29 protein-coding genes are annotated in these 24,580 nt (G+C 60.4%); 22 read left to right on the forward strand and 7 right to left on the reverse strand.

Annotated elements, in window-relative coordinates; genetic code table 11:
• A partial coding sequence (locus tag H1Y01_RS09650) for a Gfo/Idh/MocA family protein (protein WP_180540273.1) occupies positions 1-901 on the reverse strand: 901 nt, incomplete at its 3' end.
• A gap of 36 nt (positions 902-937) precedes the next feature.
• Between H1Y01_RS09650 and H1Y01_RS09655 the strand changes: the two genes are divergently transcribed.
• From H1Y01_RS09655 to H1Y01_RS09665, 3 genes are all read left to right on the forward strand, one after another.
• Positions 938-1,288 carry a hypothetical protein gene (locus H1Y01_RS09655; protein WP_180540275.1) on the forward strand — a complete coding sequence of 117 codons (351 nt, stop codon included), beginning with the start codon at positions 938-940 and terminating at the stop codon, positions 1,286-1,288.
• 32 nt (positions 1,289-1,320) lie between these two features.
• A complete protein-coding gene (locus H1Y01_RS09660) occupies positions 1,321-2,070 on the forward strand; it encodes a rhomboid family intramembrane serine protease (RefSeq protein WP_180540277.1) in 750 nt (249 codons plus the stop codon).
• Positions 2,071-2,631: 561 nt separating this feature from the next.
• On the forward strand, positions 2,632-3,078 hold the full coding sequence (locus tag H1Y01_RS09665) for a hypothetical protein (protein ID WP_180540279.1): 447 nt from the start codon (positions 2,632-2,634) through the stop codon (positions 3,076-3,078).
• Between the two features lie 37 nt (positions 3,079-3,115).
• Here H1Y01_RS09665 and H1Y01_RS09670 read toward each other — a convergent pair whose 3' ends face one another.
• Together H1Y01_RS09670 and H1Y01_RS09675 are read right to left on the reverse strand one after the other, a co-directional pair.
• The gene (locus H1Y01_RS09670) at positions 3,116-3,373 is read right to left on the reverse strand and encodes a Txe/YoeB family addiction module toxin (RefSeq protein ID WP_180540281.1); all 258 of its coding nucleotides are present in this window, start codon (positions 3,371-3,373) and stop codon (positions 3,116-3,118) included.
• Entirely contained in the window at positions 3,370-3,579 is a 210-nt protein-coding gene (locus H1Y01_RS09675) for a prevent-host-death protein (RefSeq protein ID WP_180540283.1), read from the reverse strand. Before H1Y01_RS09675 ends, H1Y01_RS09670 begins: the two co-directional genes overlap by 4 nt.
• 426 nt (positions 3,580-4,005) lie before the next feature.
• On the opposite strand from H1Y01_RS09675, the gene H1Y01_RS09680 reads away from it, so the two are divergent.
• The 9 genes from H1Y01_RS09680 (at position 4,006) to H1Y01_RS09720 (ending at position 13,158) form a co-directional block, all read left to right on the forward strand.
• Positions 4,006-5,160 (forward strand): VWA domain-containing protein, encoded by a 1,155-nt coding sequence (locus H1Y01_RS09680; RefSeq protein ID WP_219341422.1) that lies wholly within the window; start codon positions 4,006-4,008, stop codon positions 5,158-5,160.
• A 94-nt stretch (positions 5,161-5,254) separates the two neighbouring features.
• Positions 5,255-5,536 (forward strand): hypothetical protein, encoded by a 282-nt coding sequence (locus tag H1Y01_RS09685; RefSeq protein ID WP_180540285.1) that lies wholly within the window; start codon positions 5,255-5,257, stop codon positions 5,534-5,536.
• A 133-nt stretch (positions 5,537-5,669) separates the two neighbouring features.
• Positions 5,670-6,107, forward strand: coding sequence for a response regulator (locus tag H1Y01_RS09690; protein ID WP_180540287.1), 438 nt, complete (start codon positions 5,670-5,672; stop codon positions 6,105-6,107).
• Positions 6,108-7,919: a glycoside hydrolase family 3 protein gene (locus H1Y01_RS09695; RefSeq protein ID WP_180540289.1), complete on the forward strand. Its 1,812-nt coding sequence runs from the start codon at positions 6,108-6,110 to the stop codon at positions 7,917-7,919.
• A 10-nt stretch (positions 7,920-7,929) separates the two neighbouring features.
• Complete coding sequence (locus H1Y01_RS09700) at positions 7,930-8,637, forward strand: metal-dependent hydrolase (RefSeq protein WP_180540328.1); 708 nt, start codon at positions 7,930-7,932, stop codon at positions 8,635-8,637.
• A 1-nt stretch (position 8,638) separates the two neighbouring features.
• Positions 8,639-10,096 (forward strand): acetyl-CoA carboxylase biotin carboxylase subunit, encoded by a 1,458-nt coding sequence (locus H1Y01_RS09705; RefSeq protein ID WP_180540291.1) that lies wholly within the window; start codon positions 8,639-8,641, stop codon positions 10,094-10,096.
• Positions 10,089-10,475, forward strand: a complete 387-nt coding sequence (locus H1Y01_RS09710) for a biotin/lipoyl-containing protein (protein ID WP_180540293.1) — start codon at positions 10,089-10,091, stop codon at positions 10,473-10,475. Before H1Y01_RS09705 ends, H1Y01_RS09710 begins: the two co-directional genes overlap by 8 nt.
• 5 nt (positions 10,476-10,480) lie before the next feature.
• Positions 10,481-11,224 carry an ATP-binding protein gene (locus tag H1Y01_RS09715; protein WP_180540295.1) on the forward strand — a complete coding sequence of 248 codons (744 nt, stop codon included), beginning with the start codon at positions 10,481-10,483 and terminating at the stop codon, positions 11,222-11,224.
• Positions 11,221-13,158, forward strand: a complete 1,938-nt coding sequence (locus tag H1Y01_RS09720; protein ID WP_180540297.1) for a COG1470 family protein — start codon at positions 11,221-11,223, stop codon at positions 13,156-13,158. The genes H1Y01_RS09715 and H1Y01_RS09720 overlap by 4 nt, the downstream gene beginning before the upstream one ends.
• An 89-nt stretch (positions 13,159-13,247) precedes the next feature.
• On the opposite strand, the gene H1Y01_RS09725 is transcribed toward H1Y01_RS09720, so the two are convergent.
• From H1Y01_RS09725 to H1Y01_RS09735, 3 genes are all read right to left on the reverse strand, one after another.
• Entirely contained in the window at positions 13,248-14,054 is an 807-nt protein-coding gene (locus H1Y01_RS09725) for an FkbM family methyltransferase (RefSeq protein WP_180540299.1), read from the reverse strand.
• Between the two features lie 74 nt (positions 14,055-14,128).
• Positions 14,129-15,031 (reverse strand): class I SAM-dependent methyltransferase, encoded by a 903-nt coding sequence (locus H1Y01_RS09730; RefSeq protein ID WP_180540300.1) that lies wholly within the window; start codon positions 15,029-15,031, stop codon positions 14,129-14,131.
• Between the two features lie 108 nt (positions 15,032-15,139).
• Positions 15,140-16,021: a hypothetical protein gene (locus H1Y01_RS09735; RefSeq protein WP_180540302.1), complete on the reverse strand. Its 882-nt coding sequence runs from the start codon at positions 16,019-16,021 to the stop codon at positions 15,140-15,142.
• 61 nt (positions 16,022-16,082) lie between these two features.
• On the opposite strand from H1Y01_RS09735, the gene H1Y01_RS09740 reads away from it, so the two are divergent.
• The 5 genes from H1Y01_RS09740 to H1Y01_RS09760 all read left to right on the forward strand — a co-directional run bounded on the left by H1Y01_RS09740 (position 16,083) and on the right by H1Y01_RS09760 (position 21,456).
• Positions 16,083-16,319: a hypothetical protein gene (locus H1Y01_RS09740; protein ID WP_180540304.1), complete on the forward strand. Its 237-nt coding sequence runs from the start codon at positions 16,083-16,085 to the stop codon at positions 16,317-16,319.
• Positions 16,320-16,322: 3 nt separating this feature from the next.
• Positions 16,323-17,387, forward strand: a complete 1,065-nt coding sequence (locus H1Y01_RS09745; protein ID WP_180540306.1) for a polysaccharide deacetylase family protein — start codon at positions 16,323-16,325, stop codon at positions 17,385-17,387.
• Positions 17,388-17,399: 12 nt separating this feature from the next.
• Positions 17,400-19,583, forward strand: coding sequence for an HAD-IIIC family phosphatase (locus H1Y01_RS09750; protein WP_180540308.1), 2,184 nt, complete (start codon positions 17,400-17,402; stop codon positions 19,581-19,583).
• The gene (locus H1Y01_RS09755) at positions 19,580-20,413 is read left to right on the forward strand and encodes a class I SAM-dependent methyltransferase (protein WP_180540310.1); all 834 of its coding nucleotides are present in this window, start codon (positions 19,580-19,582) and stop codon (positions 20,411-20,413) included. Before H1Y01_RS09750 ends, H1Y01_RS09755 begins: the two co-directional genes overlap by 4 nt.
• A 179-nt stretch (positions 20,414-20,592) precedes the next feature.
• On the forward strand, positions 20,593-21,456 hold the full coding sequence (locus tag H1Y01_RS09760) for a 3-keto-disaccharide hydrolase (protein WP_180540312.1): 864 nt from the start codon (positions 20,593-20,595) through the stop codon (positions 21,454-21,456).
• Between the two features lie 105 nt (positions 21,457-21,561).
• Here the strand turns inward: H1Y01_RS09760 and H1Y01_RS09765 are convergent, their stop codons facing one another.
• Positions 21,562-21,885: a HesB/IscA family protein gene (locus tag H1Y01_RS09765; protein ID WP_180540314.1), complete on the reverse strand. Its 324-nt coding sequence runs from the start codon at positions 21,883-21,885 to the stop codon at positions 21,562-21,564.
• A gap of 245 nt (positions 21,886-22,130) precedes the next feature.
• On the opposite strand from H1Y01_RS09765, the gene H1Y01_RS09770 reads away from it, so the two are divergent.
• The 5 genes from H1Y01_RS09770 to H1Y01_RS09790 all read left to right on the forward strand — a co-directional run.
• Entirely contained in the window at positions 22,131-22,727 is a 597-nt protein-coding gene (locus H1Y01_RS09770) for an RNA polymerase sigma factor (RefSeq protein WP_219341423.1), read from the forward strand.
• Between the two features lie 33 nt (positions 22,728-22,760).
• Positions 22,761-23,216, forward strand: coding sequence for an anti-sigma factor family protein (locus H1Y01_RS09775; RefSeq protein WP_180540318.1), 456 nt, complete (start codon positions 22,761-22,763; stop codon positions 23,214-23,216).
• A 21-nt stretch (positions 23,217-23,237) separates the two neighbouring features.
• Complete coding sequence (locus H1Y01_RS09780; RefSeq protein WP_180540320.1) at positions 23,238-23,588, forward strand: hypothetical protein; 351 nt, start codon at positions 23,238-23,240, stop codon at positions 23,586-23,588.
• 47 nt (positions 23,589-23,635) lie between these two features.
• Complete coding sequence (locus H1Y01_RS09785) at positions 23,636-24,118, forward strand: DUF4352 domain-containing protein (RefSeq protein WP_180540322.1); 483 nt, start codon at positions 23,636-23,638, stop codon at positions 24,116-24,118.
• A gap of 4 nt (positions 24,119-24,122) precedes the next feature.
• Positions 24,123-24,580: hypothetical protein (locus tag H1Y01_RS09790; RefSeq protein WP_180540324.1), on the forward strand; the 458-nt coding region annotated here is incomplete at its 3' end.

Raw genomic sequence — 24,580 nt, forward strand, 5'->3', positions numbered from 1 at the left:
GATTCGGCTCATTGCGCTGCCCGAGCCACAACTCATCCGGCTTCTCCTGGTCCCACGCAGCCGACCCCTTCGTGCCATAAATCTCGATCGAGAGCCGGTTCTTCCGCCCCGCCGAAATCTGGCTCACGGTGAACGCGCCGCGCGCCTGCTCGCCCAGCCGCAACAGCACCGCCGCGAAGTCCTCCGTCACCACCGGCACCTCCTCGTAATCCGTCGGACTCAGTGTCTTCCCGCTGAACGTCTCAATCGACCCCTTGGGCTTCTTCCGCGTCTTATGAAACGTCTGCAGATCCGCACATACCTCGGTAATCCGCAATCCCGTGGTGTGCTCGATCATGTCGCACCAATGGGTCCCGATATCCGCGAAAGCCCGCGATCTGCCGTTCGCCCCGGCCTCGACCCGCCAGTTCCAGTCCGTGTCGTAGAGCAGCCAGTCCTGCGAATAGGTCCCCTGCACCGCGTAGATCTCGCCAAAGTCGCCGTTCTCCCGCATGCGCCGGATTTGCTGCACCAGCGGATAAAACCGCAGATTCTGAAACGTGCAGTTCGCCAGCTTCGTCTCCTTCGCGAGCGCCACCAGTTGCTCCCCTTCATCCACCGAAATCGCCAGCGGCTTCTCGCAAAGCACGTGCTTCCCGGCGTTCAGAGCATCCTTTGACATCGGGAAATGCAGCCCGTTCGGCGTGCAGACATGCACCGCGTCGATCGACTTGTCTTCCAGGAGCGTGCGGTAATCCCCCGTCGAGCGCTCAACGCCCACCTGATCGGCAAACTGGCGCGCCTTCTCATCGCTGGACGCGGCAATGGCCACGACCTCGACGTTGCCGAGCCGCCGTATGCCCTCCGTGTGTACCTTACCCATGAAACCGGTCCCAAACACTGCTGTTCGAATTTTTCGCATTTGGAGAGAGTCTACAGCACCCCAAACACTGGTACATTGAAGAACAAAGAAGGTCTCGCGGAGTTTGGTTTTATGGTGGTGAAGATAAGGTTTCCGGAACGCGCCCCAACTGGCAGAGTCATCGGGTCCGGAGGCGCGCGCGTGGTCGCTCCGGCGGCGCTGATGGCGGGCGGTCTGTTTACTCTGGCTGCCGTGGCCTGCCTGACTTTGGCGGCCTGGCGGCTCACCTCGGATCTTGGCTGGACCGGCGAATTCGCCATCACCGAAGGCTTGCTTTCGCACTGGCAGGTGTGGATGACGCTGACCATCGGAACGGGAGTGGTCGGCGTGAAACTGCTGCGCATTGCGCGCGCCCGCGAAGCGGCATCCGTCCCGGCCGACCATTAACCCGTCTGATATTCTGACGCTAGAGTAGCCCCATGCCCACCAACACGCGATACCGCTATCGCGGGAGCCTACTTCTTCCCTCCGTAACTCCCGGCGTTAAGTGGCTGTTGATCGCCAATATCGGCATCTGGGCGCTCGATCTGATCTGCGGCCTCTCCGGCTACGACGGCATCTTTTCCCCGTTCCGGCTGACGCCGCTCGACGTAGTCCGGCGCCTCGAAATCTGGCAGCTCGTGACCTACATGTTCCTGCACAGCGTCACCAGCCCGATGCACATCCTTTTCAACATGCTGGCGCTGTGGATGTTCGGTTCCGAGATCGAACGCACCTGGGGCACGCGCGAGTTCCTCAAGTTCTACTTCGTCTGTGGAATCGGCGCGGGCGTGTGCGTGGTCATCATCGCCCTGCTGTTCGGACAAGGCGCGATCTCGACCATCGGCGCAAGCGGCGCAATTTACGGACTGCTGCTCGCCTTCGGCCTCTTGTTCCCGGATACGACCGTGCTGCTGATTATCTTCCCGATCAAGGCCAAATACCTGGTGATCATCATGGGCGCGCTGGCGCTCTACTTCAGCGTTTCGGGCGGGAATAGCGGCGTGAGTAACGTGGCGCATCTGGGCGGATTGCTGGTGGGGTTCGTGTACATGAAGCTGCCGCATACGCGGATGCCCGCGCTCAATCTGGGGCGGCGATATGAACAGTGGAAATTGCAGCGGGCGCGGCGTAAGTTTCAGGTCTATATGCGGAAGCAGGATTCCAAGCGCGAGCCCTGGGTGCATTAAAGCGCAGAAAAGGGAACCGCCCGCGAGTTCCGCATACGACAGATGGTAAGGAAGCCGGATGCAAATACCCGGTACTGAGCCGCGACGGAGCGGTGCGCCTTGAGAGCATTCCGCTCGCGCGCGGTAAAAAGCATTCGAAGGTTCTTTCCGGAGCACCAGCTCGAAGGCTGTCGCGGCTCAGAATGTGGATTGAATGGTCGGCACGAGGGTGTTTTCAAAACAACGTTGCTACGAGCGCTTCGCCCCGCTGCCGGCTCGAAACTTCAAAGAATTGCGCGACGCGATGGGCGCCGGGCGTAGGCATCAAGTGGCAAGTCGAGTTTGCGAAACGATCGCCGCCATGCCGCTCGAGGAACTGCGGCGCGCAAGACAAATGACGCAGACCAGGGCGAGGTTTCGAAAATCGAACATCGGACGGACCTGTACCTGAGCACTCTCTCGCAGTACGCAGCGGCTCTCGGCGGTACGTTGGAGATCCGCGCGATCTTCTAACTTCGCCACCGCGTCGTCCAGCACACACCAGTGCCGCGTTCCAGCGCCATGGTTCATAATTAAAACCCCATGGCAGAGATCGTTCTGGTTTTGCTTCAGGCTTTTCAGGTCCTCTTTCTCTGGGTTCATGATTGGATCCCGCTCGGCCGGTTGAACGATGTCGCGGCAGTTCGCAGCCAGGACACAAGATCGAGGTTAGTGGTTGTCACTCTTATTCAGAGCGTACCGTTTACGATTGGCCTCCTTTACAGCCTTGTTTACTTCAGGCGGCCATATCCTCATTGGCTTCGCTATTGGATTTCGATCAGTTATGGCTTGCTGCTCTTCGGACAGCTCCGGGCCTGGTGGCTGCCGTATCTATTCCGAGCAGAGCCTGACCGTGCAGCCCGCTATCGAATCATGTTCGGCAATACGCATTCCTTTTTGCCGCAGCGCCATGGACTGGTGCCGAACACGGCTCACATCGTGCTTCATCTATCGACTGCCGCCACCCTCATTCTTCTTCTCGTGAGCTAGCTGCGATTCCGGAAACGAATCAGCTGCCTTGTCGATCTTAGTAGTGATAGCGACAGGCCAGAATGCGAATCTTGTCCGGGAGAACTTGGTACACCAGTCGATGCTCCTGGTCAATGCGTCGCGACCAACAGCCGGCCAACTCGTGCCTAAGTGGCTCAGGTTTACCAATGCCGGAAAACGGATCGCGCTGAGCGTCTCGCGCGAGACGGATGATGCGAATTGCTTGTGCCCGATCCTGCTCGGCCCACCATGCCAAGTCGTCGAATGCGTCGGCGTCGAATTCGACGCCTCTCACAATTCCAATTTCGCCACAGCGTCGTCCAGCGACACACCACCTCCGCGCTCCAGCGCACTGCGCAGCCGTTGGCGCATGGTTTCAGACTTAAGGAGATATGCAGTTTCGCGCTCGGCGGCAATCTCTTTCCAAAGCGCGATCGGCACAATGACAGCCGTGGGCTCGCCCGCCTGATTGGACACGACTTGGATCTCCGCTTCTGACACTCCAATATTCTAACGCCCGCGAGCACAAGCAAAACGGTCGAGCCGGTCATTTGAGACTCGCAGGCCTCGCGGTGGTGAAGCGATCTCGCCTCGGATCAACGAAACGCTTCCCACCCATCCGGCTCCCAGGCGATCGGATTGTCGTTACCAGAGAACTCATCGCCGGTGGGTGGCGCCGCCGCGTAACCGGAGGCATCCGAACCGTGGGGCGCGGCAATCAAGCGAAGCAGCCGGTACGCTCAATATCGGTCAGGGACGCGACGAGCGGCATGAGGTCGTCGGCGGTCAGTAGCCCTGGCACCATCTCGATGCTACCAAGCCTTCCGAATCAAGGTCGGAGTCGCGGCAGTTCCCGGAACACGACGATGTAACACCTCATCCACCGCGTCCGTCCACATAGAGAGATATCATCAAACTGCTATACCTATGCGCAGCCCTCTTTTGCTTACCTCTGTAATCGCCGGCGCGCTGCTGGCGGGTTCCATCGTTCTGATCGCTCAGGACGGCCCGCAGGACGGCCCGGTGCAAGGGAGCAGCGGCAGCACCGACAGCGTCGCCCGCCCGCGCACCAAGCCCGCGCAACCGGCCGATGACACAACGGACGATGACAGCAACGCGCCCATCCCGTCGAAGCTGAAACCCAATAACCACAAGGACGACGACAATACCGCCAGTTTCCAGGTGGAGGCCAACCTCGTGACGGTCGACGTCGCGGTGGTGGATAATCGCGATCGCTTCATCCCCAACATCCCTAAAGGCAATTTCCGGGTGCTCGAGGACGACGTCCCCCAGCAAATCAAATCGTTCTCGATGGGCGAAGCGCCGATGACGGTCGCCATGCTCGTGGAGTTCAGCAACAAGTGGCAGCGCTACGGCGGCCAGACCTGGTACCAGACGCTGCAGGCGGCCTACGGTTTCGTGCAGACGCTGAAGCCGCAGGATTATGTCGCGGTGATCGCTTACGATATGCACCCGGAAATCCTGAGCGACTTCAGCCAGGACCGCCGCAAGACGGAAGAAGCCATGAGCCGTCTCCGCATCCCGGGCTTTTCGGAATCGAATCTGTTCGACGCGCTCGTCGACACCGAGGAGCGCATGAAAGGTATCGAGGGCCGCAAAGCGATTCTGTTGCTTTCTACCGGCGTCGATACCTTCAGCAAGTTGACGTTCGATAAAGCGCGCAAGATCATCCAGGAGGACGCGGTTCCGGTCTATGCGATCGGATTGATGCAGGCCTTGCGCATCATGTCGAACATGTCCGGATCGCAGGAGATCGGGTTCCTGCAAGCGGATAACGAGATGCGGACCTTCGCCAAAGAGACCGGCGGCCAGAGCTTCTTCCCGCGTTTCACCGGCGAATTCCCGAGCATCTATTCGGCGATCCAGCAGTCGCTGCGCAACCAGTACACCATCGGCTACTCGCCGACGAATACCGCCCGCGACGGCAAGTTCCGCAAGATCAAAGTGGAGCTGGTGAATCCGCAAGGCGACCCGCTGAAAGTCAGCGACGAGAAGGGCAAGCCGATCAAGTACCGCATCATTTGCAAGGCCGGCTATAACGCGCCGCATACGGTTGAATAGCCAGGCGCGTCCTCTTGGGCTAAATAAGAACCTTCCGACGAAGAAAGAGCGGGGGAGGCCCGGCCAATCGCAAGTGTCCCAGGGAGAGAACGCTGTGACCGATGAAGGGCTTCGAGCCGACCTGCGCGAAACGAGAGACGAGCTCCGCGCCGAGATCGCCGGAATCAAAGAAGAGATGGGCGGATTCAAAGAAGAACTCTCTCTCCGCATCGAGAAGGCCGAGACGAACCTGATCACCGCGTTTCACTCCCGGGCGAGTCCCATGGAAATGCGCCAGCGTGGTCTGAAGAACGTTGTCAGTGATTTCGATGACCGGCTGGTAATTCTCGAACAGGGCGTGCGGAAGCTGGAAGCCGTAGCCGCGGGAATCTCATAACGAAACAACCGCCCCCTTCTGCAAAATTCGAGTGACGAAAGTCAAGTCCTCCATCTCTCTCGCTTTGAACGATATACAAGCTCGTTGACAGGATTGTCACGGCTCTGTTACGCTCCGGGCACCTGTTATGGTAATGGCACCCTCGGCTTCCCATGTTCCTTCCCGCATCCTCCTGGTCGACGACAACACCAGAGGAAATTTCGGGCGCAAGATGCTTCTGGAGCAGGAATCCTATGTAGTGGAAACTGCGAGTAGCGGCGAAGAAGCATTGGATTTGTTTCTTCGCGATCCGTTCGACCTGGTGGTGACGGATTATCGAATGAAGAAAATGGACGGACTCGAGCTGATCGCGCAGTTGCGCCGTCAACCCGTAGCCGTGCCGATCGTCTTGCTATCCGGCTTTGTCGAGATGATCGGAATGGATGCACGAAGCACCGGGGCCGACGTTGTTCTAAACAAGGGCAACAAGGAAGACGAATATCTTTTGCGGACAGTGAGGCAGTTGCTCGAACGCGGGCGCCGCCGCAAACCGGCGCGGGCCGCCAAGGCGAGTGTGGCAACATCGGGTTAAGTGACGCTCCGCAAACGTCTTCTGTGGCAACGGCTCGCCGCTATAGCACTTGCGGCGAGCCTCACTTTTTCCGCTGACGCCCTGGTCCGCAAAGCACCGCGCCAAAAAACGCCGGGAACTCCCAACCCGGCAAAGCGGCTTTCGCTGCGCGACGAAGTAGCCCAACTCGTGGTCGTGCCGTTCACCGGGCAGGCTCTTCCGAAACGCGCGCGGCATAAGCGCCGCGAGGTGGAACGCGACGTCGCGTCGCTGGTGAAGAAGCAGCATGTCGGCGGGCTGATTCTGGTCAATGTCTTCCAGGGGCATCTGGTGCAGCGCGCCGATCCCGTGGAAGCGGCCACGGTCATCAACAAGCTACAGCGCCTGGCGAAGATCCCGCTGATCGTGGGCGCGGACCTGGAACGCGGCGCTTCGATGCGCTTTAACGACGCGACCATCTTTCCGCAAGCGATGGCGTTCGCTGCCGCGGGGAGCACGGACGCCGTCAAGTTTGAAGGCGAGATCACGGCGCAGGAAGCGCGAGCCATTGGTGTGCAGTGGGTGTTCGCACCCGTTGCCGACGTGAATAGCAACCCGGACAACCCCATCATCAACATCCGTTCCTTCAGTGAAGATCCAAAGCAGGTTTCGGAGTACGTAGACGCATTCATAAAGGGAGCGCAGTCGAACCCCAAGTTCACCGTGCTGACGACGGCCAAGCATTTCCCCGGTCACGGCGATACGGCGACCGACACGCACCTGAACATGGCGACGATCTCCGCCGACCGCCAGCATCTGGATCAGGTGGAGCTGGTGCCGTTCGAATCCGCAATCGCGAATGGAGTCGATTCGATCATGACGGCGCATCTCTCGGTCCCCGCGCTGGGAACCGGCGACCTGCCGGCCACGCTGTCGCCGGAGATCCTGACCAAGCTGCTTCGCGACGACTTGAAATTCAGGGGCATCGTCGTGACGGACGCGCTCGATATGGGCGGCGTGGCGAAGGGCTACGGTCCCGGTGACGCAGCCGTGCGCGCCATCGCGGCCGGCGCCGATGTGCTCCTGATGCCGACTGACCCCATCGCGGCGATCGATGCCGTGGTGGCCGCCGTGAAGAGCGGACAGATCTCGAAGGAGCGTCTGGACGATAGCGTGAACCGAATCCTGGCCGCGAAAGCACGCGTCGGGTTGAACGCGCAACGCTACGTGAACGTGAAGGCGATCCCGACGCTGGTCAACTTGCCGCAGAGCAATGCGCGCGCGCAATCCATCGCCGATTCCGCCGTGACGCTCGTGAAGAACGATTCGAAGCTGTTGCCGATCCCACCGAACACGCAATCTTGCTTTGCAATTCTCCGCGAAGGCCCGAATAGCCAGCAGGGGCAGGCCATGCAACCGGAGATCCAACACCGCGCGCCCGGCCGTCCCGTGTTGCTGCTCAGCCCGGCGATCACCGAAGCAGAGATGGATTCCGCCATATCCGGAGCGGGCACGTGCGCTCAGTGGTATGTGGCCGCTTTCGTGTCCGTGGCCGGATACCGGGGCAGCGTGTCGCTCGGCGGCAATTATCCGGCGCTGATGGAGAAGCTCATCGCTTCGGGAAAGCCGGTGTTGCTGGTGTCGATGGGCAATCCTTACCTGCTGCGCAGTTTCCCGAATGTAGCCGCCTACCTGACGACTTTCAGCACGGTGCCGCCGTCCGAAGTCTCCGCCGTGAAAGCGCTCTGGGGCGAGATTCCGATCCGCGGACATTTACCCGTGACCATACCGAATCTGGCCAGGTTCGGCGAAGGGATTGATGTCAACGCAACGGTGGCCGCTCGCTTGCAATAATCCGAATCAAATGCAGATTACCTGGTTGGGCCACGGCACGTTTGAGTTTGTCTTCGGTACGGGGAAACGGCTGATTGCCGACCCGTGGACCGAGAACCCGAAGTACCCGAAAGGCTATGAGATCGAAGGCGCGGATCTGATGATCCTGTCCCATGGTCACTTCGACCACATTCATGACGCGGTCCCGCTGGCGAAGAAGTTCCAGCCGCGGATCGCCGCCATTTTCGAGCTGTGCAACTGGCTCGAATCGAAGGGCGTGAAGAAGGACACCCTGCATCCGATGAACAAAGGCGGCACGCAGCTGTTCTTCGACGGGCAAGACGCGGTGAAGGTCACCATGACTCACGCGGTGCATAGCTGCGGGATTCTGGATGGCGATAAGATCATCTACGGCGGTGAAGCGGCCGGCTTCGTTCTGACGTTCGCGGATGGCCGCAAGATCTATTTCGCGGGCGATACCAACGTCTTCACGGACATGGGTTTGATCCGCGAACTCTATGCGCCCGACCTGGTCTTGCTCCCGGTGGGCGACCTGTTTACGATGGGTCCGAAGGAAGCAGCCGCGGCATGCAAACTGCTTGGCGCGAAGAAGGTTATCCCGATGCACTTCGGCACTTTCCCCGCTTTAACCGGAACGCCCGAAAGTCTCGAGGCGCTAGTGAAGGTGTTGGGAATCGAAGTCTGGACGCTGGAGCCGGGCAAGAGCGTGAGCTGGTAGGTTGCCGCAATCGGGTCCGTTCCGCAAAGTGTTGGTCGCGAACCGCGGCGAGATCGCGGTTCGCGTGATGCGGACATTGCGCGAGATGGACATCGCTGCGGTGGCGGTCTACTCCGATGTCGATCGCTCCGCGCCGCACGTCCGTAAGGCGGATGAAGCGGTGCGCATCGGTAGCTATCTGAAGATCGACGGCATCCTTGACGCGGCGCAGAAAACCGGAGCGGACGCCGTCCATCCCGGCTACGGATTCCTCAGCGAGAACGCGGAGTTTGCGCAGGCCTGCACAACCGCGGGCATCAAGTTCATCGGTCCTTCGGCGGAAGCCATCCGGCGCATGGGATCGAAGACGGAAGCGCGCAAAGTCGCGGTGGCGAGCGGCGCGCCGGTCGTGCCCGGGACCGATACCGACGTGCGCCAGTTTGCGCAGACGGCGCAATATCCGGTGATGCTCAAAGCGGTTGCCGGAGGCGGCGGCAAAGGCATGCGCCGCGTCGACCGCGAAGAGGATTTCGAGAGTTCTCTAGCCACCGCATCCAGCGAAGCGGCCGCGGCTTTTGGTAATCCGGCGATCTACGTCGAGAAGCTGATCGAGCGGCCACGGCATATCGAAATCCAGGTGATCGGCGACGAGCACGGGTCGATGATTCACCTCGGCGAGCGCGAATGCTCCATTCAGCGAAGGCATCAGAAAATCATCGAGGAATGCCCGTCGCCGTTGACTGCGATTGATCCCACGCTGCGCGAGCGCATGGGCCAAGCCGCCGTAGCAGCGGCTCAATCTGCCGGCTATTACAACGCGGGCACGATCGAGTTCCTGGTCGATCAGCAGGGCAAGTTCTACTTCCTCGAGATGAATACGCGCCTGCAGGTGGAACATCCCGTCACCGAGATGGTGACCGGGCTCGACTTAGTGCGCATGCAGGTGGAGATCGCCGGCGGCGCGAAGCTGGCGCTGCGGCAGGATCAAGTGGAGTGGCGGGGATCGGCCATCGAGTGCCGCGTCTACGCGGAAGACCCCGATCAGCAGTTCTTCCCTTCCCCCGGTCGCATCACTCAATATGCGGAGCCCGCGGGTCCGGGCGTTCGCGTGGATAGCGGCGTTTTTGCGGGCTGGACCGTGCCGCTCGATTACGACCCGATGCTGGCCAAGCTGGCCGTCTGGGCAGGGACGCGCGAACAGGCCGCCGCGCGACTGCGCCGTGCGTTGAGCGAATATCAGGTCCTCGGAATCAAGACCAACATCGGGTTTTTCGAAGAGCTGATGGGCGACGCGGAGTTTCTCGCGGGCGAACTCGACACAGGATTTCTGGAACGCTACTTCGCGCGGCGCGTCGAGAGAACCGTGAGCGAAGCGGATCGAGCGCTCGCGGCCGAAGCGTGGAAACGCGCGCGTAAACGACCGCAAGCCGCCGCGCAGCCGGTATCGAATTGGAAGCTCGCGGGCCGCGTACATGATTGACGTGCGCGAGGTCGAACCGGGGGTCTGGTCGGTGATCGATGGCACGCGATCCGTCGAGATCCGCCTAGTCGGCGATGAAGTCCGCGTCAACGGCGTGCCGGTTGCCGTCGACACTTCAGATCCGCGTCAGTGGAGTCCTCAGGCCGCACGCGGCGCGGTCGCAGGCAGCGCGCAAGTGAAGTCGCCCATGCCCGGCAAGGTGATCGAGGTGCTCGTCATGGCCGGTCAGGAAGTCGCCGCGGGTCAGGGCGTCGTGGTTGTGGAAGCGATGAAGATGCAGAATCAGTTGAAGAGTCCGCGCGAGGGACGCGTGCAGGCGATTCACGCCAAGCAGGGCGAATTGGTGAACGCGGGCGCGGTCCTGGTCACCATAGAATAAGAACCATGGCGATCTCCGTTTGTCCGGACTGCAGCGGGTCGGGTTGGAAGATCGTGGAAAGCGACGAACTCTCCGGCGCGGAGCGGTGCCATTGCCAGTTCGAGGGCCGCGCGGAACGCAACGAAGAGGCTGCCGGCATTCCGCCGCTCTATCGAAATGCCTCGTTCGATAACTTCTCAACGAAGCGCGCGCACCGGGAACTTGCGCAGGCGATGACTACCGTCAAAGGCTTTGTGCGCGAGTTTCCCAACGCGGAGCACCCCGGGTTATTGCTCATGGGCGACCCCGGAACCGGCAAAACCCACCTTGCCGTGGCGGCATTTCGAGAACTATTGAAGCGCGGCTTCGAAGGCTTGTTCTTCGATTACCAGAACTTGTTGACGCGCATCCGGTCGTCGTTCGATGGCATGGCCGGCGTGAGCGATCGTGAAGCGTACCGCTCGGCACTCGACTGCGAAATCCTTCTCCTGGACGATCTCGGCGCGCATCGCGTCACCGAGTTCGTGGAAGACACCGTCACCTCCATCCTGACGCATCGGTGCAACCACCGGAAGCCGTTGATCGCGACCACCAATCTGGGTGATGTCGAGACAACCCGGCGCGGCGAAGGCGAAGCCAAGGTCGACTACCGCCTGAGCCTGACCGATCGTCTGGGCATGCGCGCGCGTTCGCGCCTGTTCGAGATGTGCAAGGTCGTGAAGATGCCGCTCGTCGAGGACTACCGTCTGGGATCGTGGAGCCGTCATTGATCCAGCGCGTACTTCTGTGCGCGCTTCTCTGCATCGGATTCGCAAACAGCAGGGCCTCCGAACCGGCGTTTCATGCGGTCGTCGTCGATTTCCCGGCCGATCGGATTCCGCAATTCCTGTGGGCGCGCGAATTGGTTTGGCTGCACAACATCGGCGTCGACGCGATCGCTTCCAAAGAAACACCGGCCCAGTTTCGCGGACTCGTAACGCAAGCCGGGCTGGCCCTGGTTGAGCCGGAAGCGCAAGCCCTGCGCGTCTCCGCGCTCGATCCGAACGCGCTCACCAAGAGCCGCATGGCGATGCACGCGCGCAAGCAGGTGCTCTGGATCGATGTCGAGAGCGAGGCAAGTCCGATCTTTCGCAAAGGCGCCGTCTCGTTGAGCGGCGACGAATCCAAAGACACGCAGCCGCTGCGGCGCGAAGCGCTGGTTTCCACTTACTGGGCGGCGGTGCTGGACAGCGCCGAACGGTCCGAAACCAGGCGCGTTACCGGGCTCGAACTGGTGGAGCAGCGTTTCGCGAAACACGCGAGCGCGCTCGGCATCGTCAACGCGTCGCGGCTGCCGTGGCACGGATCGTTCGCCGCCGCGCTGCCTTCGTTCGGACGGGAAATCCAGATTCCGAACGTGACCGTACCGGCGCACGACGCGCTGCTGCTTCCGGTTGACGTCTCGTTCTCCGACCAGCGATTCTGCCGCTCCTGCACGGGGATGTCGAACACCGAACGGCTGCTCTATGCGACATCCGAGCTGACCGGACTCGAATACGAGAACGGTATCCTCGCATTCGAGTTCTACGCGCCCGTAGCGGGCATGGCTGTGCTGCAACTGGAGCGGCAACCGGAGGGTCCGATGCTGGCAGGAGGCCGTCCGGCAGAGTTCGATTGGGATCCGGACTCCAAGCGCGCGCGTCTCCCGATTCCGGCAGGCAAGGGCGACAGCCATGAGATGCGCATCGCGATCGCCATCTCCGACCCCGAGCATGTGGCGAGCTTCGCGGAGGGTCACGTGTTAATCCTGGGCGAGACCAACAAAGTAACCACCGACTACACACCCCCCGAGATTGCGGCGCGGTCAAGATTGATTGTGCCCGACCAATGGCCGCTTACCAGCGAGACGAAACTACCGCAAGTTATCTACAACGTAACGGTCCCGGCCGACCGGCTCCACGGGGACAAAGTAGACTTGCGAATCGAGACGGACGGACTAAGTGTAAGTCACCGGCGAGTGCAGTTGTTACGCCCGGTATCCGTGCATGTGGCGGAAGCTACCGCGGTGCATTTCGGAACCGCGGGGGAACTTCTGAGCGACCCGCCGCTCGTTCCGGTAGAAACGCCTAATGGACGGACCATCACCGTGCAGGTGAAGAACAACGCGCCGGAGATCCGGACGTTCACGATAAGTGCAAGCGGTGAAGGAGTAGAGTTCAGCCCCGAGAAGAGCGTGGTCACTATCGGGGCGTCGTCCGAGCGCGAGATCTCGCTGCGAGTCTTTACTTCAAATGCCGCGCCGGGCATGCACTTAGGTGACTTGCGGATCAGCGGGGCCACAACTTATGAGAAGCCCTTGCGGTTAGTTACGATTCCACGCACGGACACGGTAAGTTACCAAGCGGACTTACTAGGGAACGGCGCCATGCAACAAGTCTGGGAGAACACACACCTGCGTTCCGTGTTCTCGCGCGAGGATGGCGGGCGCTGGATCGAACTGTACTGGAAGCCGAGCGGCAAGAGCTTGTTGCCGCCCGAAGGAATCGCGATCGGAGGCCCGGTGCGTATTGGACTAACTGGCTCGGAACTAACGTTCACAAGTTTGAACGGGAGCCCGCTAACCGGGATGCCGCGCGGTGGCCACATCGGGAGTGTAGATTGGACCGCGGAGTCGACCGGCCCGGTAACTCGATATCGCGTTCGTGAAACGATCTCGCCGCGTTAGTGCAGCACCGCTTCTGGTCTATAACGGTCTGGTCTAAAACGGGCTGGTCGACTGAGCCGCGCGCGTAAGCAAGCGGTATTTTTCGATTCCTACCCTGGATGCCGACAGTAGATATGACTTTCCCGTCCGGTGGGCACATTGGCGGTAATGTCGCGATTCTGTTCGACGTCGAAGATTCGATAGCCGCGGCTGCGGATAAACTCGATGACGTCAGTCGCGTTGGCGCGCTTATCTTCTTCGACCGTCCCGTGAAGTTCGAGATAGAGTTCGGGTGTTCGAGAGGCAATAAGATCCGTCATGCCCTGTAACGCGTCGAGTTCCATACCTTCGATGTCGATCTTAACGAACTCCGGCTGCGGCAAGCCGAACCGGGCGATGCCCGCATCGATGGACGTAAGGATCACCGGTAATTCGATCGCGTCTTTCACTTCGGCGCGAATTTGCTCCGATATTTCGGGGTCGCCGCTGGCCGCCCCAATCATCAGCGGGTCGACGCACAGGCGCAGGACCCCGTCCCGATTGCCGATAGCAGCAACAAAAACAAAGACGTTCTTGAACCCGTTAAGGCCGGCGTTCTCATAGATGCGCACGACGTTGGCGGGGTTCGGCTCGAAAGTGATCACCCGCTTCGCTGTCTTCGCAAAGAAGAGGGTCATTAGTCCCTGGAATCCACCGATGTCATAGACTATTTTTCCGCTAAAATCCAGCCCCTGCAGGAAACGCGTCTCGGCTGTATCGGGATGCGCAGCGCCGGGAAGAAATCCGAGTCCCCCTTTTCTGCGCAAACCCTTGGTAAGTCCGCCTTTCGACGTATAAACAATTCCCTGGAGCCTTCGACTTACAGCGGAGGTGACCCGGTGACTCCACGTGAAGTTTTGCGAGAAGTGCTCCGGCATTTGAACGCGCTGTCATTGTCTCATATAGGTACTGACTAACTGTGGGGCCGGCTAGTGGCTAATTGATGCGCCGGTCACGGAAGTAAGGCCTGGGATATCACCCGGACAACAACCGTACACAACCGCGAAGCTTCAATGCCCCGATACTCGGGAGCAAGGGGAAAGCCATTGGTGACCGCCCCCAGCGCGATGGGATCAACAACATCGATCCACTTCAGGATTCGCTGCCCCGCCTTCTTATATATCTCGGCATAGTCGTCGGCGCGGAGCCGGTTCTGATAACCGAACCGGTCGTTGTCGATGCTGCGCCATTGTTCCGACGAGAACTTCAGGAAATTGATTTTACTTATGGAAGGATCGGCGTGCGAGAAATGGTCCGAAAGGTCGATGTGATGACAAATCAGGCCGGATTTCGTGACCACCCGTGAAGCTTCCCGCAGAATGGAAACAAGCACCTGTCCCGGAATGTGCTCGAACACCGTGTGAGAGAAATGGATGTCGACGGAATGATCGGGAAGGTTTGTCGCAGTCGCGTCGGCGGGAGATAGATACTCAAGCCGCATGATACCGGCGAGTTCCGCGAAACTCCGCGCCTCCGCTAACAGGCGAAGGCGGCGAGAGACAGCGTCGGGTTCCGCGATCGACTGGAAGAGCCGCGCCACTTCGCCCTCGTGTTCGGCGAGCTCCGCGACGGTTTGCATCACGAGATCGGGCTTCAGGATCGGGTGTAAGTCCAGGGTAATTATCGAGCCGGCGCCGGCGAGGTAGAACGCTAGCGGCATATGAACCCGGTGGCCGGTCCCAACCTCAAGCACGCGCGCTCCACTCACCGGACATCCGTAATCCCGCAACTCGGCAAAGATAGGAGCCGCGGCGTCGCGGAACATTGCCAGAGGCGATTCAGGATTGCGCAGATTGCCAAACCGGCGCTGCAGCTGATAGTAGATGTCCTCGTTTCCGATTGGCAAACGTGACAAAGCGCGCTGGATCGCGGCTTTAGTCCTCCAATTCACTCGTGTCCCACCATGAATTCTCGGTTTAACTTAGCACGAAACATAGGGGTTCGGTGACCGGACCGTTCTGCGTCAGGTCGACAGTTCCGTATGACGCCCGGCCCATTGCAGTGCCGCGCTACGAGACCACAATCCACGCCCTATCCGATATCTCACTTCACCCGCAAGTACCTGACGCGCGCGCTCTTTATTTCGTTCGAGTACTCCCGAATCAGCGGGTGCTTCGCCGGCTGTTCCTATAATGCCGCCCCACTCGCGGAACGGCGCGTTCAACCAACGCAGATGAGGTTGCGCCTCAAGCGCTTTCGGGTCTAAGAACCAGGCGCTCGCGGCGATACCTTTCATCTCGGGCTGTAACTGAAGCGATGAAGCCATGCGATGCCAGCCACGCATAACTTCCTTCTCTAACACCAGCGCGCGACTGCGGGGAGCCGGCGCCACATGCATGAAAAACAACGGGCGTCGACCCCGCATCGCGGTTGCCGTGTGGCTTAGAAAACGAAGCCGGTCCCGATTACTTAGATCGGCCGCCCACGATAGAGGGACTCCGGATACTTCCCAATCCATAGGTCCACAAGGAAAGCGGCGGAGTGTCGCCATCTTACTCGCGATCACGAAGTTATAAGTGCCGGCACTTACCGGGAAGGCTTTACGGTGCGCGGCAAAGGCGGCTAACTCCTTCCGCAAGAGTAACTGTACTTCCGGCACTACTCTTAGAGCATCGATGCGGTCGTTGCCATACCGCGCCGCGCGCAGCAGGACGGCGCGCTCCACAGCATCGTTCGCGACCAGCGGACCCAGTGCGGCTGATAATTCCTGAACAGGCGCATGGGTCGCGAAATCCTCGGTGACGCCGGCGAGGGTCGACGCGCAAACCTCATCCGTCCATGCGCGGCGATCCAGCGCATTCTCGATAAGCGCGAGTTCGGGAACCGGGTCGAGATCGTTCGGCATGGCGCGGAATTGCTTTATGATTATGAGATACGCGATGCCTGGCGCTAGAAAATCATCATGAATGACTGAGTCGGCTTTTCGAGGCGCCGTGGAGGAAATCCTGGGCGCGCCGCGCGGGTCGTTGCGCGATACGGATACCCGCGATACGGTCGAAAACTGGTCTTCCATCGCCGACGTGCAGCTATTCACGCTGATTACCGGTGAATTCGGGATCGAACCGGACGAGGAAATTCTGGGCGCGGAATCGATCGGCGACCTCACCCATGTGCTTGCCGAGCGGCGCGTTTTCGAGGCGTAAGAAATGCATCGTAGTGCCATGCTGCGCGGCGCCAAGCTAATGGCCCTCAAGGCGGCGGAGGCGCTTCATGTCGATCGCTTCCTGCTCCGAAGCGCGTGGCGGAGTCGGCGATTGTTGATCCTGTGTTACCACGGAATCTCAATCGATGACGAGCACTTGTGGGACTCGAGCCTCTACATGCCGCGACCGGTGTTGCGCCGCCGTTTCGAGATCCTACGGGAGCTTGACGCGAAGGTTCTGCCGCTCGGTGAGGCGATCGAACGCATGGAAGCAGGAACGCTCCCGCCGCGGTCGGTCGCGATCACGTTCGACGATGGCAATTACGACTTTCTTACGCAGGCGCTGCCGCTCATTCGCGAATTCAGCTATCCGGTTACGCTCTATCTGACGACGTACTATTCGGATTTCAATCGCCCCGTTTTCGATGTGGCGTGTTCTTACCTGTCGTGGAAAGCGCGCGGGCGGACGCTGGTTTGGCCGGAAGTCGTGGGCGCGCCGGTGCTGCTGGATGACGCGAACCGCGCGGCCATTGACCGGCGGATTAAAGACTACGTGAAGTCGGCCGGGCTTTCCGGCGCTGCGAAAGACAATCTGCTGCGGGATCTGGCCGGGCGTCTCGGGATCGACTACGATGCGCTGGGCACCCGGCGCCTGTTCCACCTGGTGACGGCTGACGAGGCGCGTGAACTGGCGGCCGCAGGCGTGGACGTGCAACTGCATACACACCGGCATCGGACCTCGCGGGACCGCGATTTCTTCCGCCGGGAAATCGACGAAAACCGTGCGGCAATTGCACGCATTACGTCCGAACCGGCGAATCATTTCTGCTATCCCGGCGGGTTTCATTTACCCGAATTTCCGGAATGGCTGCGTGAGCGCGGCGTAGTTTCAGCGACCACGTGTGAACCCGGATTAACCACCCGCGAAACGGATAGATTGCTTTTGCCCCGCTTAGTCGATCACACTGGATTAACGGAAGAAGAATTCCGCGGATGGGTAAGCGGTGTTGCGAGTTGGCTGCCGCACCGGGCCCACGTGATGTCGGAAGGTCAACTTCTTGAGGGCTGATGTAGAAAGCCGATGCAGAAAAACACGAAGCTTCCGCTTGAATCCCATTTAGGCCGCGAGCTAAAGGGACAAAGCAAGCGCGAACAGCTGGCCACCGCGCGAACCTATTTGGAAACCCTCGGCGCGGCTCTTTCGCCTGATGGGATGGAGCTGCTGCGGTCGGTGCTGGGCCGCGGGTTGAGCGGGTCTGATCGCGATCACATGGAAGGGTGGCTGGCCGAACTGCCGCCCACGCGCAACGCCGCGCGTTTGCACGCCCTGCTGGCAACGGATCTGGGACTCCCGCGGGCCGCGCCCGCGTGGCGCGGTTATCTCGATGGCGAAGCGGTTCGGGAGCCCGCGGATTTACTGGCTTACGCGCGCGTTTTGGCGGATGCGGGCGAGTGGAGCGAGGCCGCGCGACAGCTTCGGCTCGCGCTGTCGTCGCCGATGCCTTATACGCTGTTTGCGCGCTCGGAAAAGCTGGTGGCGCGGGTGGCCGCGCAAGATCGGACGTCGTTGCGGACGGCACGCATCGCGATTCTGGGCAACGCGACGACCGCGTTTTTCGCGCAGGTCCTCCGATCGCTTTGTTTTCGCGACCGTATCGCGGTGGAAATTTACGAAGGCGCGTACGGTTCGCAACAGCAGGAAATTCTGGACCCCGAGAGCGGCTTGGCCAAGTTCCATCCGAGCCTCGTGATTCTGCCTTTGAGCTGGCGCGACCTGCGATTGTCCGGCAATGAAGAGACGCCGCGTGCCGTTGAGGCGAATCTGCTCGCCGAACGCTACCAAACGTGGAAGCAGATCGCCGAACGGTTCAGTTGTCATGTGATCCAATACGCGTCCGATTACCCGGCCACCGAAAGTTTCGGCTATCTCGGAAACAAGCTGGACGGCGGACGGCGGCGCGTGATTGAGGTTTTGAACCGCGGGCTTTGGGATAATGCGCCGGGGTTCGTTTCAATCGTCGACGCGCCGGAGCTGCAGCGTGCTCTGGGCGCCGCGTGGGAGGATGCCGCGCAGTGGGCGCAGTATCAGCAGCATCCGGCCACGTCGGCCCTGCCGGAGCTTGCCGAATCTGTGGCGGCGCACATCCGCGCGGTCGTCGGATTGACGCGCAAAGTGCTGGTGACGGATCTCGACAACACGTTGTGGAACGGCGTGATCGGTGAGGACGGCGTGGGGCGAATCGAGGTCGGCCCCGGAACTCCGGCGGGTGAAGCGCATCTGCAGCTGCAGGTGTATCTGAAGGAACTGCGGGAACGCGGGGTCCTGCTGGCGGTCAGTTCCAAAAACAATCCGGAAGACGCGCGGCTTCCGTTTCAGGAGCATGCCGGAATGGCGCTGAAGCTGGAAGATTTCGCCGCGTTCCGGGCGAATTGGGAGGACAAGGCGGAGAATATCCGGCGCATCGCGGAAGAACTTTCACTCGGGCTCGATAGCTTTGTGTTCATCGACGATAATCCGCTGGAACGCGAGTGGGTGCGATCGCAGTTGCCCGATGTGGCCGTGGTTGAGCTCGGGTCGTCCGTCTTCCAGTGGGTGCGGGAGATCGACCGCGGGCGTTACTTCCTGGCGCTGACGCTTTCGGCGGAAGATCTGGCGCGGGCGACGCAGTATCAGCAGCAGTCGGCGCGCGAGACGCTGCGATCGGCCTACGGATCGATGGACGAGTTCCTGCAGCAGCTGCAGCTGGAAGCTTCGGTGGAGCCGGTGAGTTCGGCGAATCTGGCGCGCGCGACCCAGCTCATCAACAAGACCAATCAGTTCAACCTGACAACCCGGCGCTACACCGAAGCGCAGATCGCGAAATGGATGTACGATCCAAATGCTTGGTTGGGGGCGTTCCAGATGTCGGATCGATTCGGCAGCTATGGATTGATCGGCATGCTGATCTGCCGTGAGGCGGGCGCGCACGCGTGGGAGATCGATACCTGGTTGATGAGCTGCCGAACGCTCGGCCGGCAGATGGAGAAGTTCATGTTCGACCGGCTGCTGGATGCGGCGCGCGAGCGCGAGGTCCGCACGCTGATCGGGATTTACCGGCCGACGGCCAAGAACAAGATGGTCGCCGGGCTTTACGATCAGTTCGGGTTCCGGCGCGTATCGGAAACGGCGGAGGAGACCCGGTACGAGCTGAGCGTGCCTCTTGCGCGCGGCGTTACAGCAACGCAGGTGCGGGACGTTTCGCGCGGGGTATTGGAGCCGGCATGAGCGCGACGCATGCCCATGAAGTCGCCGCCGGAGAGCGCTTCGAGTTCGGAGAGAACTGGGCGCGGTTCCTGGAGCATCTGGATGAGAGCCGCATCGGGGGCGCGGAGAAATCGCTGTGCGCGATGCTCGGCGTTGAGAATCTGGAAGGCCGCACGTTTCTGGATGCCGGCAGCGGCAGCGGACTGTTCAGTCTGGCCGCGTATCGATTAGGGGCGCGGGTCCATTCCTTCGACTTCGATCCGCAGTCTTTCGCCTGCACCCGCAAGCTGCGGAATCAATATGGCGACGCGGCGCGCGAGTGGAAGGTGGAGCAGGCTTCGGTTCTCGACCGCGGTTATCTGGGTTCGCTGGGTCAGTTCGACGTGGTGTACTCGTGGGGAGTTTTGCATCATACCGGATCGATGTGGGAAGCACTTGGAAACGTCGCGCCGCTGGTGAAGCCGGGCGGGTTGCTTTTCGTTGCGATCTATAACGATCAGGGCACGCGCAGCCGGCGCTGGACCACGGTGAAGCGCATCTATAACAAGACGCCGCGCCCGCTGCGATGGGCCGTGCTGTGGCCCACGCTGCTGGTGTCGTGGGGCCCGCGGATTTTGAAAGACGCGCTCCTGCTGCGCCCGTTCCGGCAATGGCGCGCCTACGGTCGCGATCGCGGGATGTCGCCGTGGCGCGATCACGTGGATTGGGTAGGCGGCTATCCGTTCGAGGTCGCGAAACCGGAACAAATCTTCCAGTTCTATCGCGAGCGCGGGTTTGAGATGACGAATCTGGAAACCGCGGGAGGGACGGTGGGGTGCAACCAGTTCGTGTTCCGGAGGAAGGCGAGTTAGAGCCAACGGCCGGTCACAGCCGCAACAAAGCACCGCCGGGGAGTTGCCGATTGCAATTTGGATCACGCTGGCGGCGGTCCTTCCCTCGTGACTCGCTCCGCGAAGCATATCGCTTTTGGGCGCCGACCGGGCCCACCCCGGCGCCGCAATCTGATACGCTACGGCTTCGAACGAAAGCCATGCCGAAACCAAGCCGTTTAAATCTTCTAGAAGCCGGGGCGCTCGTCTGCTTCATCGCGTCTCCCGTCGTCGCGCCTCTCGTTATTGCCCAGAACGCGAGTCAGAATCATGATCTCGGATTCACCGACACGCCGATCCTGCCCAACTTACCGTGGCACGTGCATGATCCGAACCGTCCGCATCCGCCGGTCGTGACGCCGTCCGATCGGCCCGGCGGACCGCCCTCCGATGCCATCGTCCTTTTCGACGGCAAAGATCTGTCTGCGTGGGAAGGGCATCCGAGTAGCATCACGCACGGCGGGAAGCCCGGACCCGCGGAGTGGAAGGTCGAGAACGGGTATATGGAAGTCGTTCCAGGCACCGGGGACATTGTCACGAAGGAGAAGTTCGGGGACATTCAGTTGCACGTCGAGTGGGCGTCGCCGAACCCGCCCAAGGGCAACAGTCAGGGGCGCGGCAACAGCGGCGTCATTCTGCAGACGCGCTATGAGGTCCAGGTGCTGGATGCGTACCAGAATCCGACTTATGCGGATGGGCAGACGGGCGCGATCTATGGCCAGTGGCCGCCGCTTGCGAACGCCGCGCGCAAGCCCGGGGAGTGGCAGACTTACGACATCGTCTTCGAGGCGCCTAAGTTCGAGGGGGAAAACCTGATTTCTCCGGCGTACATCACGGCGTTCTGGAACGGCGTGATGATTCACAACCACAAAGCTTCCATGGGACCGATGGTTTACCGGCATGTCGCGCATTACGTGCCGCAGCCGGCGGAGGATTCGTTGCTGCTGCAGAACCACAACGATCCGGTACGGTTTCGGAATATCTGGGTGCGGCGGCTGCATCCGTACGATCAGCCGGAGAAGTGAGCGAGCAGCGCTTGCGCTCCATGACTGTCGCGGCTCGGTAATGGGCATTCGCGGCTCGGTTTTGGGCATGCGCATGCATGCTGAGCCGCGACGCCGTTCCCCGAATTACGCGCTGAATGAACTGCCGCAGCCGCAGGTCGACTTCGTGTTCGGATTGTTGAACTTGAACCCCGAGCCTTCCAGCGTCTCGACGTAATCCACCTCGGCGCCGTCCAGGTAAAGCATGCTGGCCTGATCCACAAACACCTTCAGCCCGTCGTAGTCATACGTTTTATCGAGCATGCTGGGCTTGTTCTCGAAAGCCATCGAATAGCTGAAACCCGAGCAACCGCCGCCGACCACCGCCAAACGTAAGCCGCTCGGCTTGGGGGTCTGCGCTTCCATGATCTCTTTGACCTTGCCTACCGCTACCGTTGTCAGCTGTACCATATTTGTAAAACAACTCCTTGTTTTCTAACGCTTCTAGGAACAGTATATCGATTATTGCGGCATCTGAAAAGTCGCGCCTTTTCTGCCCTTTACATGAGTCTGATAGGCTCGAAATGAGCAGCTAACCGGCGAAACCCGTTGAGCCCCGAACACGTAAGAAGCGGTGTATGGGAACGGTCTCAGGCGCGCTAGCTTTTCCGACCCTCGGAACGCGGTCAGTTACGACCCGGTCGGCCAGGACCCGAGTGGATTATCAAAGCACTGAGGAGGGCGCACTTGTCAGTCGAGCACAATCCGGCGATGACGATGCCTTCCAGGAGATCGTCCAAAAATACCAGTCGAAGGTCTTTTCGATCATCCACGGCATCGTTCGCCAGCGCAACGACGTGGAAGACATCGCCCAGCAGGTTTTTTCTAAGGTCTACTTCTCGATTCGCAACTTCGATTATCGCAGCTCTCTGATCACCTGGATCTATAAGATCACGGTCAACGAGTGCTTCGACTACCTGCGCAAGAAGAAGGTCCGGAAGCTGGTGTATGAGAGCGATCTGAGCGAAGACGAAGTCCGGCGCGTCGAAAACACCGAGCCGGCGACCGACCGGGCGCCGCGTACCGATGTTCGCCTCGCCGGTCAGGATTATATTGTGAAGTTGCTGGCGAAAGTGTCGGAAGAGGAACGCAACCTTCTGATGTTGAAAGAAGTGGAAGGTTATTCCGTGGAAGAACTCGCTCAGATGACCAGTCTGAATGAGAATACAATCAAGGTGAAACTTTTTCGCGCGAGGCAAAAGCTGGTGAAGGCCGCGCAACGACTGGACCGCTCGCCTGGGACCGTAGCCTGATGACTGAAAGCCAACGGAGACAAGGTTAGAGTTATGCACCGCATTGTTGAAAAAGAACTGGAAGATTACCTCTCGGGCCGCGGCGGCCGCGAGCTCACATCGCATCTAACGAACTGTGAGCAGTGCCGCGGCGAAGTAGCGGAGATGCAGACGCTCTCGGGTTTGTTCGGGGATCTGCGCGCGGTTGAACCGGTCGCTGTCCCGCTCGGATTCAGCAACCGGCTGATGCTGAACATCAACGACCGGAAGTCAAAGAGCTTCTTGAGCATCTTCGCGGTCGATCCCGGATTCACGCGTAAGCTGGCGCTCGCCTCGCTGCTTTGTCTGGCGGCTTGCGGCGGTTATCTGGCTACCCAGCCTGTCGATTCCGTGGCGCCCAGCGATCATACGCCCGAAGCGGTGATGGCGAGCCACGATGTTTCAGCTCCCTCGGACGATCCGCAGCACATGGACGGAATGCTGGTAACGCTGGCGTCATATCATCAGTAGTAGTCGAAACGCGACCGTTCCATGACAGCTGCCGATTCCGCGATTGCCGCCCGGCCCAAGGTCACGCTGATCGCGCTGTTTTCGCTGGCGTTTCTGGGCGGGGCCGCGGTGGGCGCGGTCATGATGCGCAGCTACGCGTTTCGCGAGGCGCACCACGCCATCATCTACAAAGAGCGGAAAGAAGATACGCTGGCGCGGTGGCGCGAGAAGTTGCAGCTGACCGACGACCAGGCCGCGCAGATTGGCCTGATCCTCGACGACTTCAACAAATACTACGATAATGTCCTGGCCGAGGGGCATGAGCGCATCGTTCAGGTGCTCAATCCCGAACAGCGCAAGAAGTTCGAACAAATGGTTAGCCAGCGGAATTAGATGGTATCCCGGCTGCCTTTTTCGCCGGTTGGGTAAAATCGGAGGCAATGCGTCGACGCCGGTGTCTCGGATTGCTGCTGCTTGCTTTATCCGGGTGCGCCGACAGTTCCGATAAGATCCGAACCTACGCGATCGGCGAACGCGTGCAGACCGGACCGCTGGTCTACGACGTTTTCGAAACGCATTGGGCGATGACGCTGGGGCCGCAGGCGAATCCGCGCGTGCCCGCCAAGCATTTCCTGCTGGTTCGAGTAGCGATAAACAATGCCGGCGCGACGGACACGACCGTCCCTACGATGACGCTGGTCGACGATAAGGACCAATCCACGAACGAACTGACGGACGGCACCGATATTCCGGACTGGCTGGGCATCGACCGCCGCCTGCAGCCGATGCAGAGTTCCAAAGGCAATGTCGCCTTCGACGCGCAGCCGCGACATTACCGCTTGCGGGTTTCCGATGAGACGGAACAGATCCTCGCGTATATCGACCTGCCGTTGACGTTCAATTCCGACGAAAGAACGCCGTAATTCCGTGCGAGTTCTGGCTTTAGCTCTGCTGCTGGCTGGTATTGCCTTTCCGGCAAGCCTGAAGGTCAGCAGACTCGCCGTTTCGCAGTTTGAAGACGGATCGCCGGTGCTGGAGCCTGATGCTTTCAATCCCGGCGAGCACGTCAACTTCAGTTTCGTCGCGACCGGCTTCACCCGCAAAGAGAATAAGGTTCACGTGGACTACTACGCCAAGGCGTTCGATCCCGCGGGCGTGTTGGTTGCGCCGCCGGTGACCGGGGAGATCGAGACCTCCTTATCCGATGAAGACAAGGAGTGGGCGCCGAAACTGCGCGGCGGCTTCGTGCTTCCGGAAGACTTGTTCCGCGGCCGCTACCGCCTGGTGGTTCTGGTCCACGACGAACTTGCGGACCAGGTGACAACGGAGACGCTGTACTTTCGGGTATCGGGACCGGAGCCGGAGAAGCAGCCGGGGCTGGTGGT

This window comes from Nevskia soli (assembly GCF_903970205.1).
Classification (GTDB): Bacteria; Acidobacteriota; Terriglobia; order Bryobacterales; family Bryobacteraceae; genus Bog-113.

Coding starts and splice junctions, on each gene's coding strand:
- H1Y01_RS09725 (WP_180540299.1), bottom strand. CDS start 14,054: ATGCCGGAGCACTTCTCGCAAAACTTCACGTGGAGTCACCGGGTCACC.
- H1Y01_RS09735 (WP_180540302.1), bottom strand. CDS start 16,021: ATGCCGAACGATCTCGACCCGGTTCCCGAACTCGCGCTTATCGAGAAT.
- H1Y01_RS09765 (WP_180540314.1), bottom strand. CDS start 21,885: ATGGTACAGCTGACAACGGTAGCGGTAGGCAAGGTCAAAGAGATCATG.
- H1Y01_RS09760 (WP_180540312.1), top strand. CDS start 20,593: ATGCCGAAACCAAGCCGTTTAAATCTTCTAGAAGCCGGGGCGCTCGTC.
- H1Y01_RS09750 (WP_180540308.1), top strand. CDS start 17,400: ATGCAGAAAAACACGAAGCTTCCGCTTGAATCCCATTTAGGCCGCGAG.
- H1Y01_RS09780 (WP_180540320.1), top strand. CDS start 23,238: ATGACAGCTGCCGATTCCGCGATTGCCGCCCGGCCCAAGGTCACGCTG.
- H1Y01_RS09710 (WP_180540293.1), top strand. CDS start 10,089: ATGATTGACGTGCGCGAGGTCGAACCGGGGGTCTGGTCGGTGATCGAT.
- H1Y01_RS09680 (WP_219341422.1), top strand. CDS start 4,006: ATGCGCAGCCCTCTTTTGCTTACCTCTGTAATCGCCGGCGCGCTGCTG.
- H1Y01_RS09660 (WP_180540277.1), top strand. CDS start 1,321: ATGCCCACCAACACGCGATACCGCTATCGCGGGAGCCTACTTCTTCCC.
- H1Y01_RS09755 (WP_180540310.1), top strand. CDS start 19,580: ATGAGCGCGACGCATGCCCATGAAGTCGCCGCCGGAGAGCGCTTCGAG.
- H1Y01_RS09665 (WP_180540279.1), top strand. CDS start 2,632: ATGGCAGAGATCGTTCTGGTTTTGCTTCAGGCTTTTCAGGTCCTCTTT.
- H1Y01_RS09715 (WP_180540295.1), top strand. CDS start 10,481: ATGGCGATCTCCGTTTGTCCGGACTGCAGCGGGTCGGGTTGGAAGATC.
- H1Y01_RS09740 (WP_180540304.1), top strand. CDS start 16,083: ATGACTGAGTCGGCTTTTCGAGGCGCCGTGGAGGAAATCCTGGGCGCG.
- H1Y01_RS09775 (WP_180540318.1), top strand. CDS start 22,761: ATGCACCGCATTGTTGAAAAAGAACTGGAAGATTACCTCTCGGGCCGC.
- H1Y01_RS09700 (WP_180540328.1), top strand. CDS start 7,930: ATGCAGATTACCTGGTTGGGCCACGGCACGTTTGAGTTTGTCTTCGGT.
- H1Y01_RS09690 (WP_180540287.1), top strand. CDS start 5,670: ATGGCACCCTCGGCTTCCCATGTTCCTTCCCGCATCCTCCTGGTCGAC.
- H1Y01_RS09745 (WP_180540306.1), top strand. CDS start 16,323: ATGCATCGTAGTGCCATGCTGCGCGGCGCCAAGCTAATGGCCCTCAAG.
- H1Y01_RS09785 (WP_180540322.1), top strand. CDS start 23,636: ATGCGTCGACGCCGGTGTCTCGGATTGCTGCTGCTTGCTTTATCCGGG.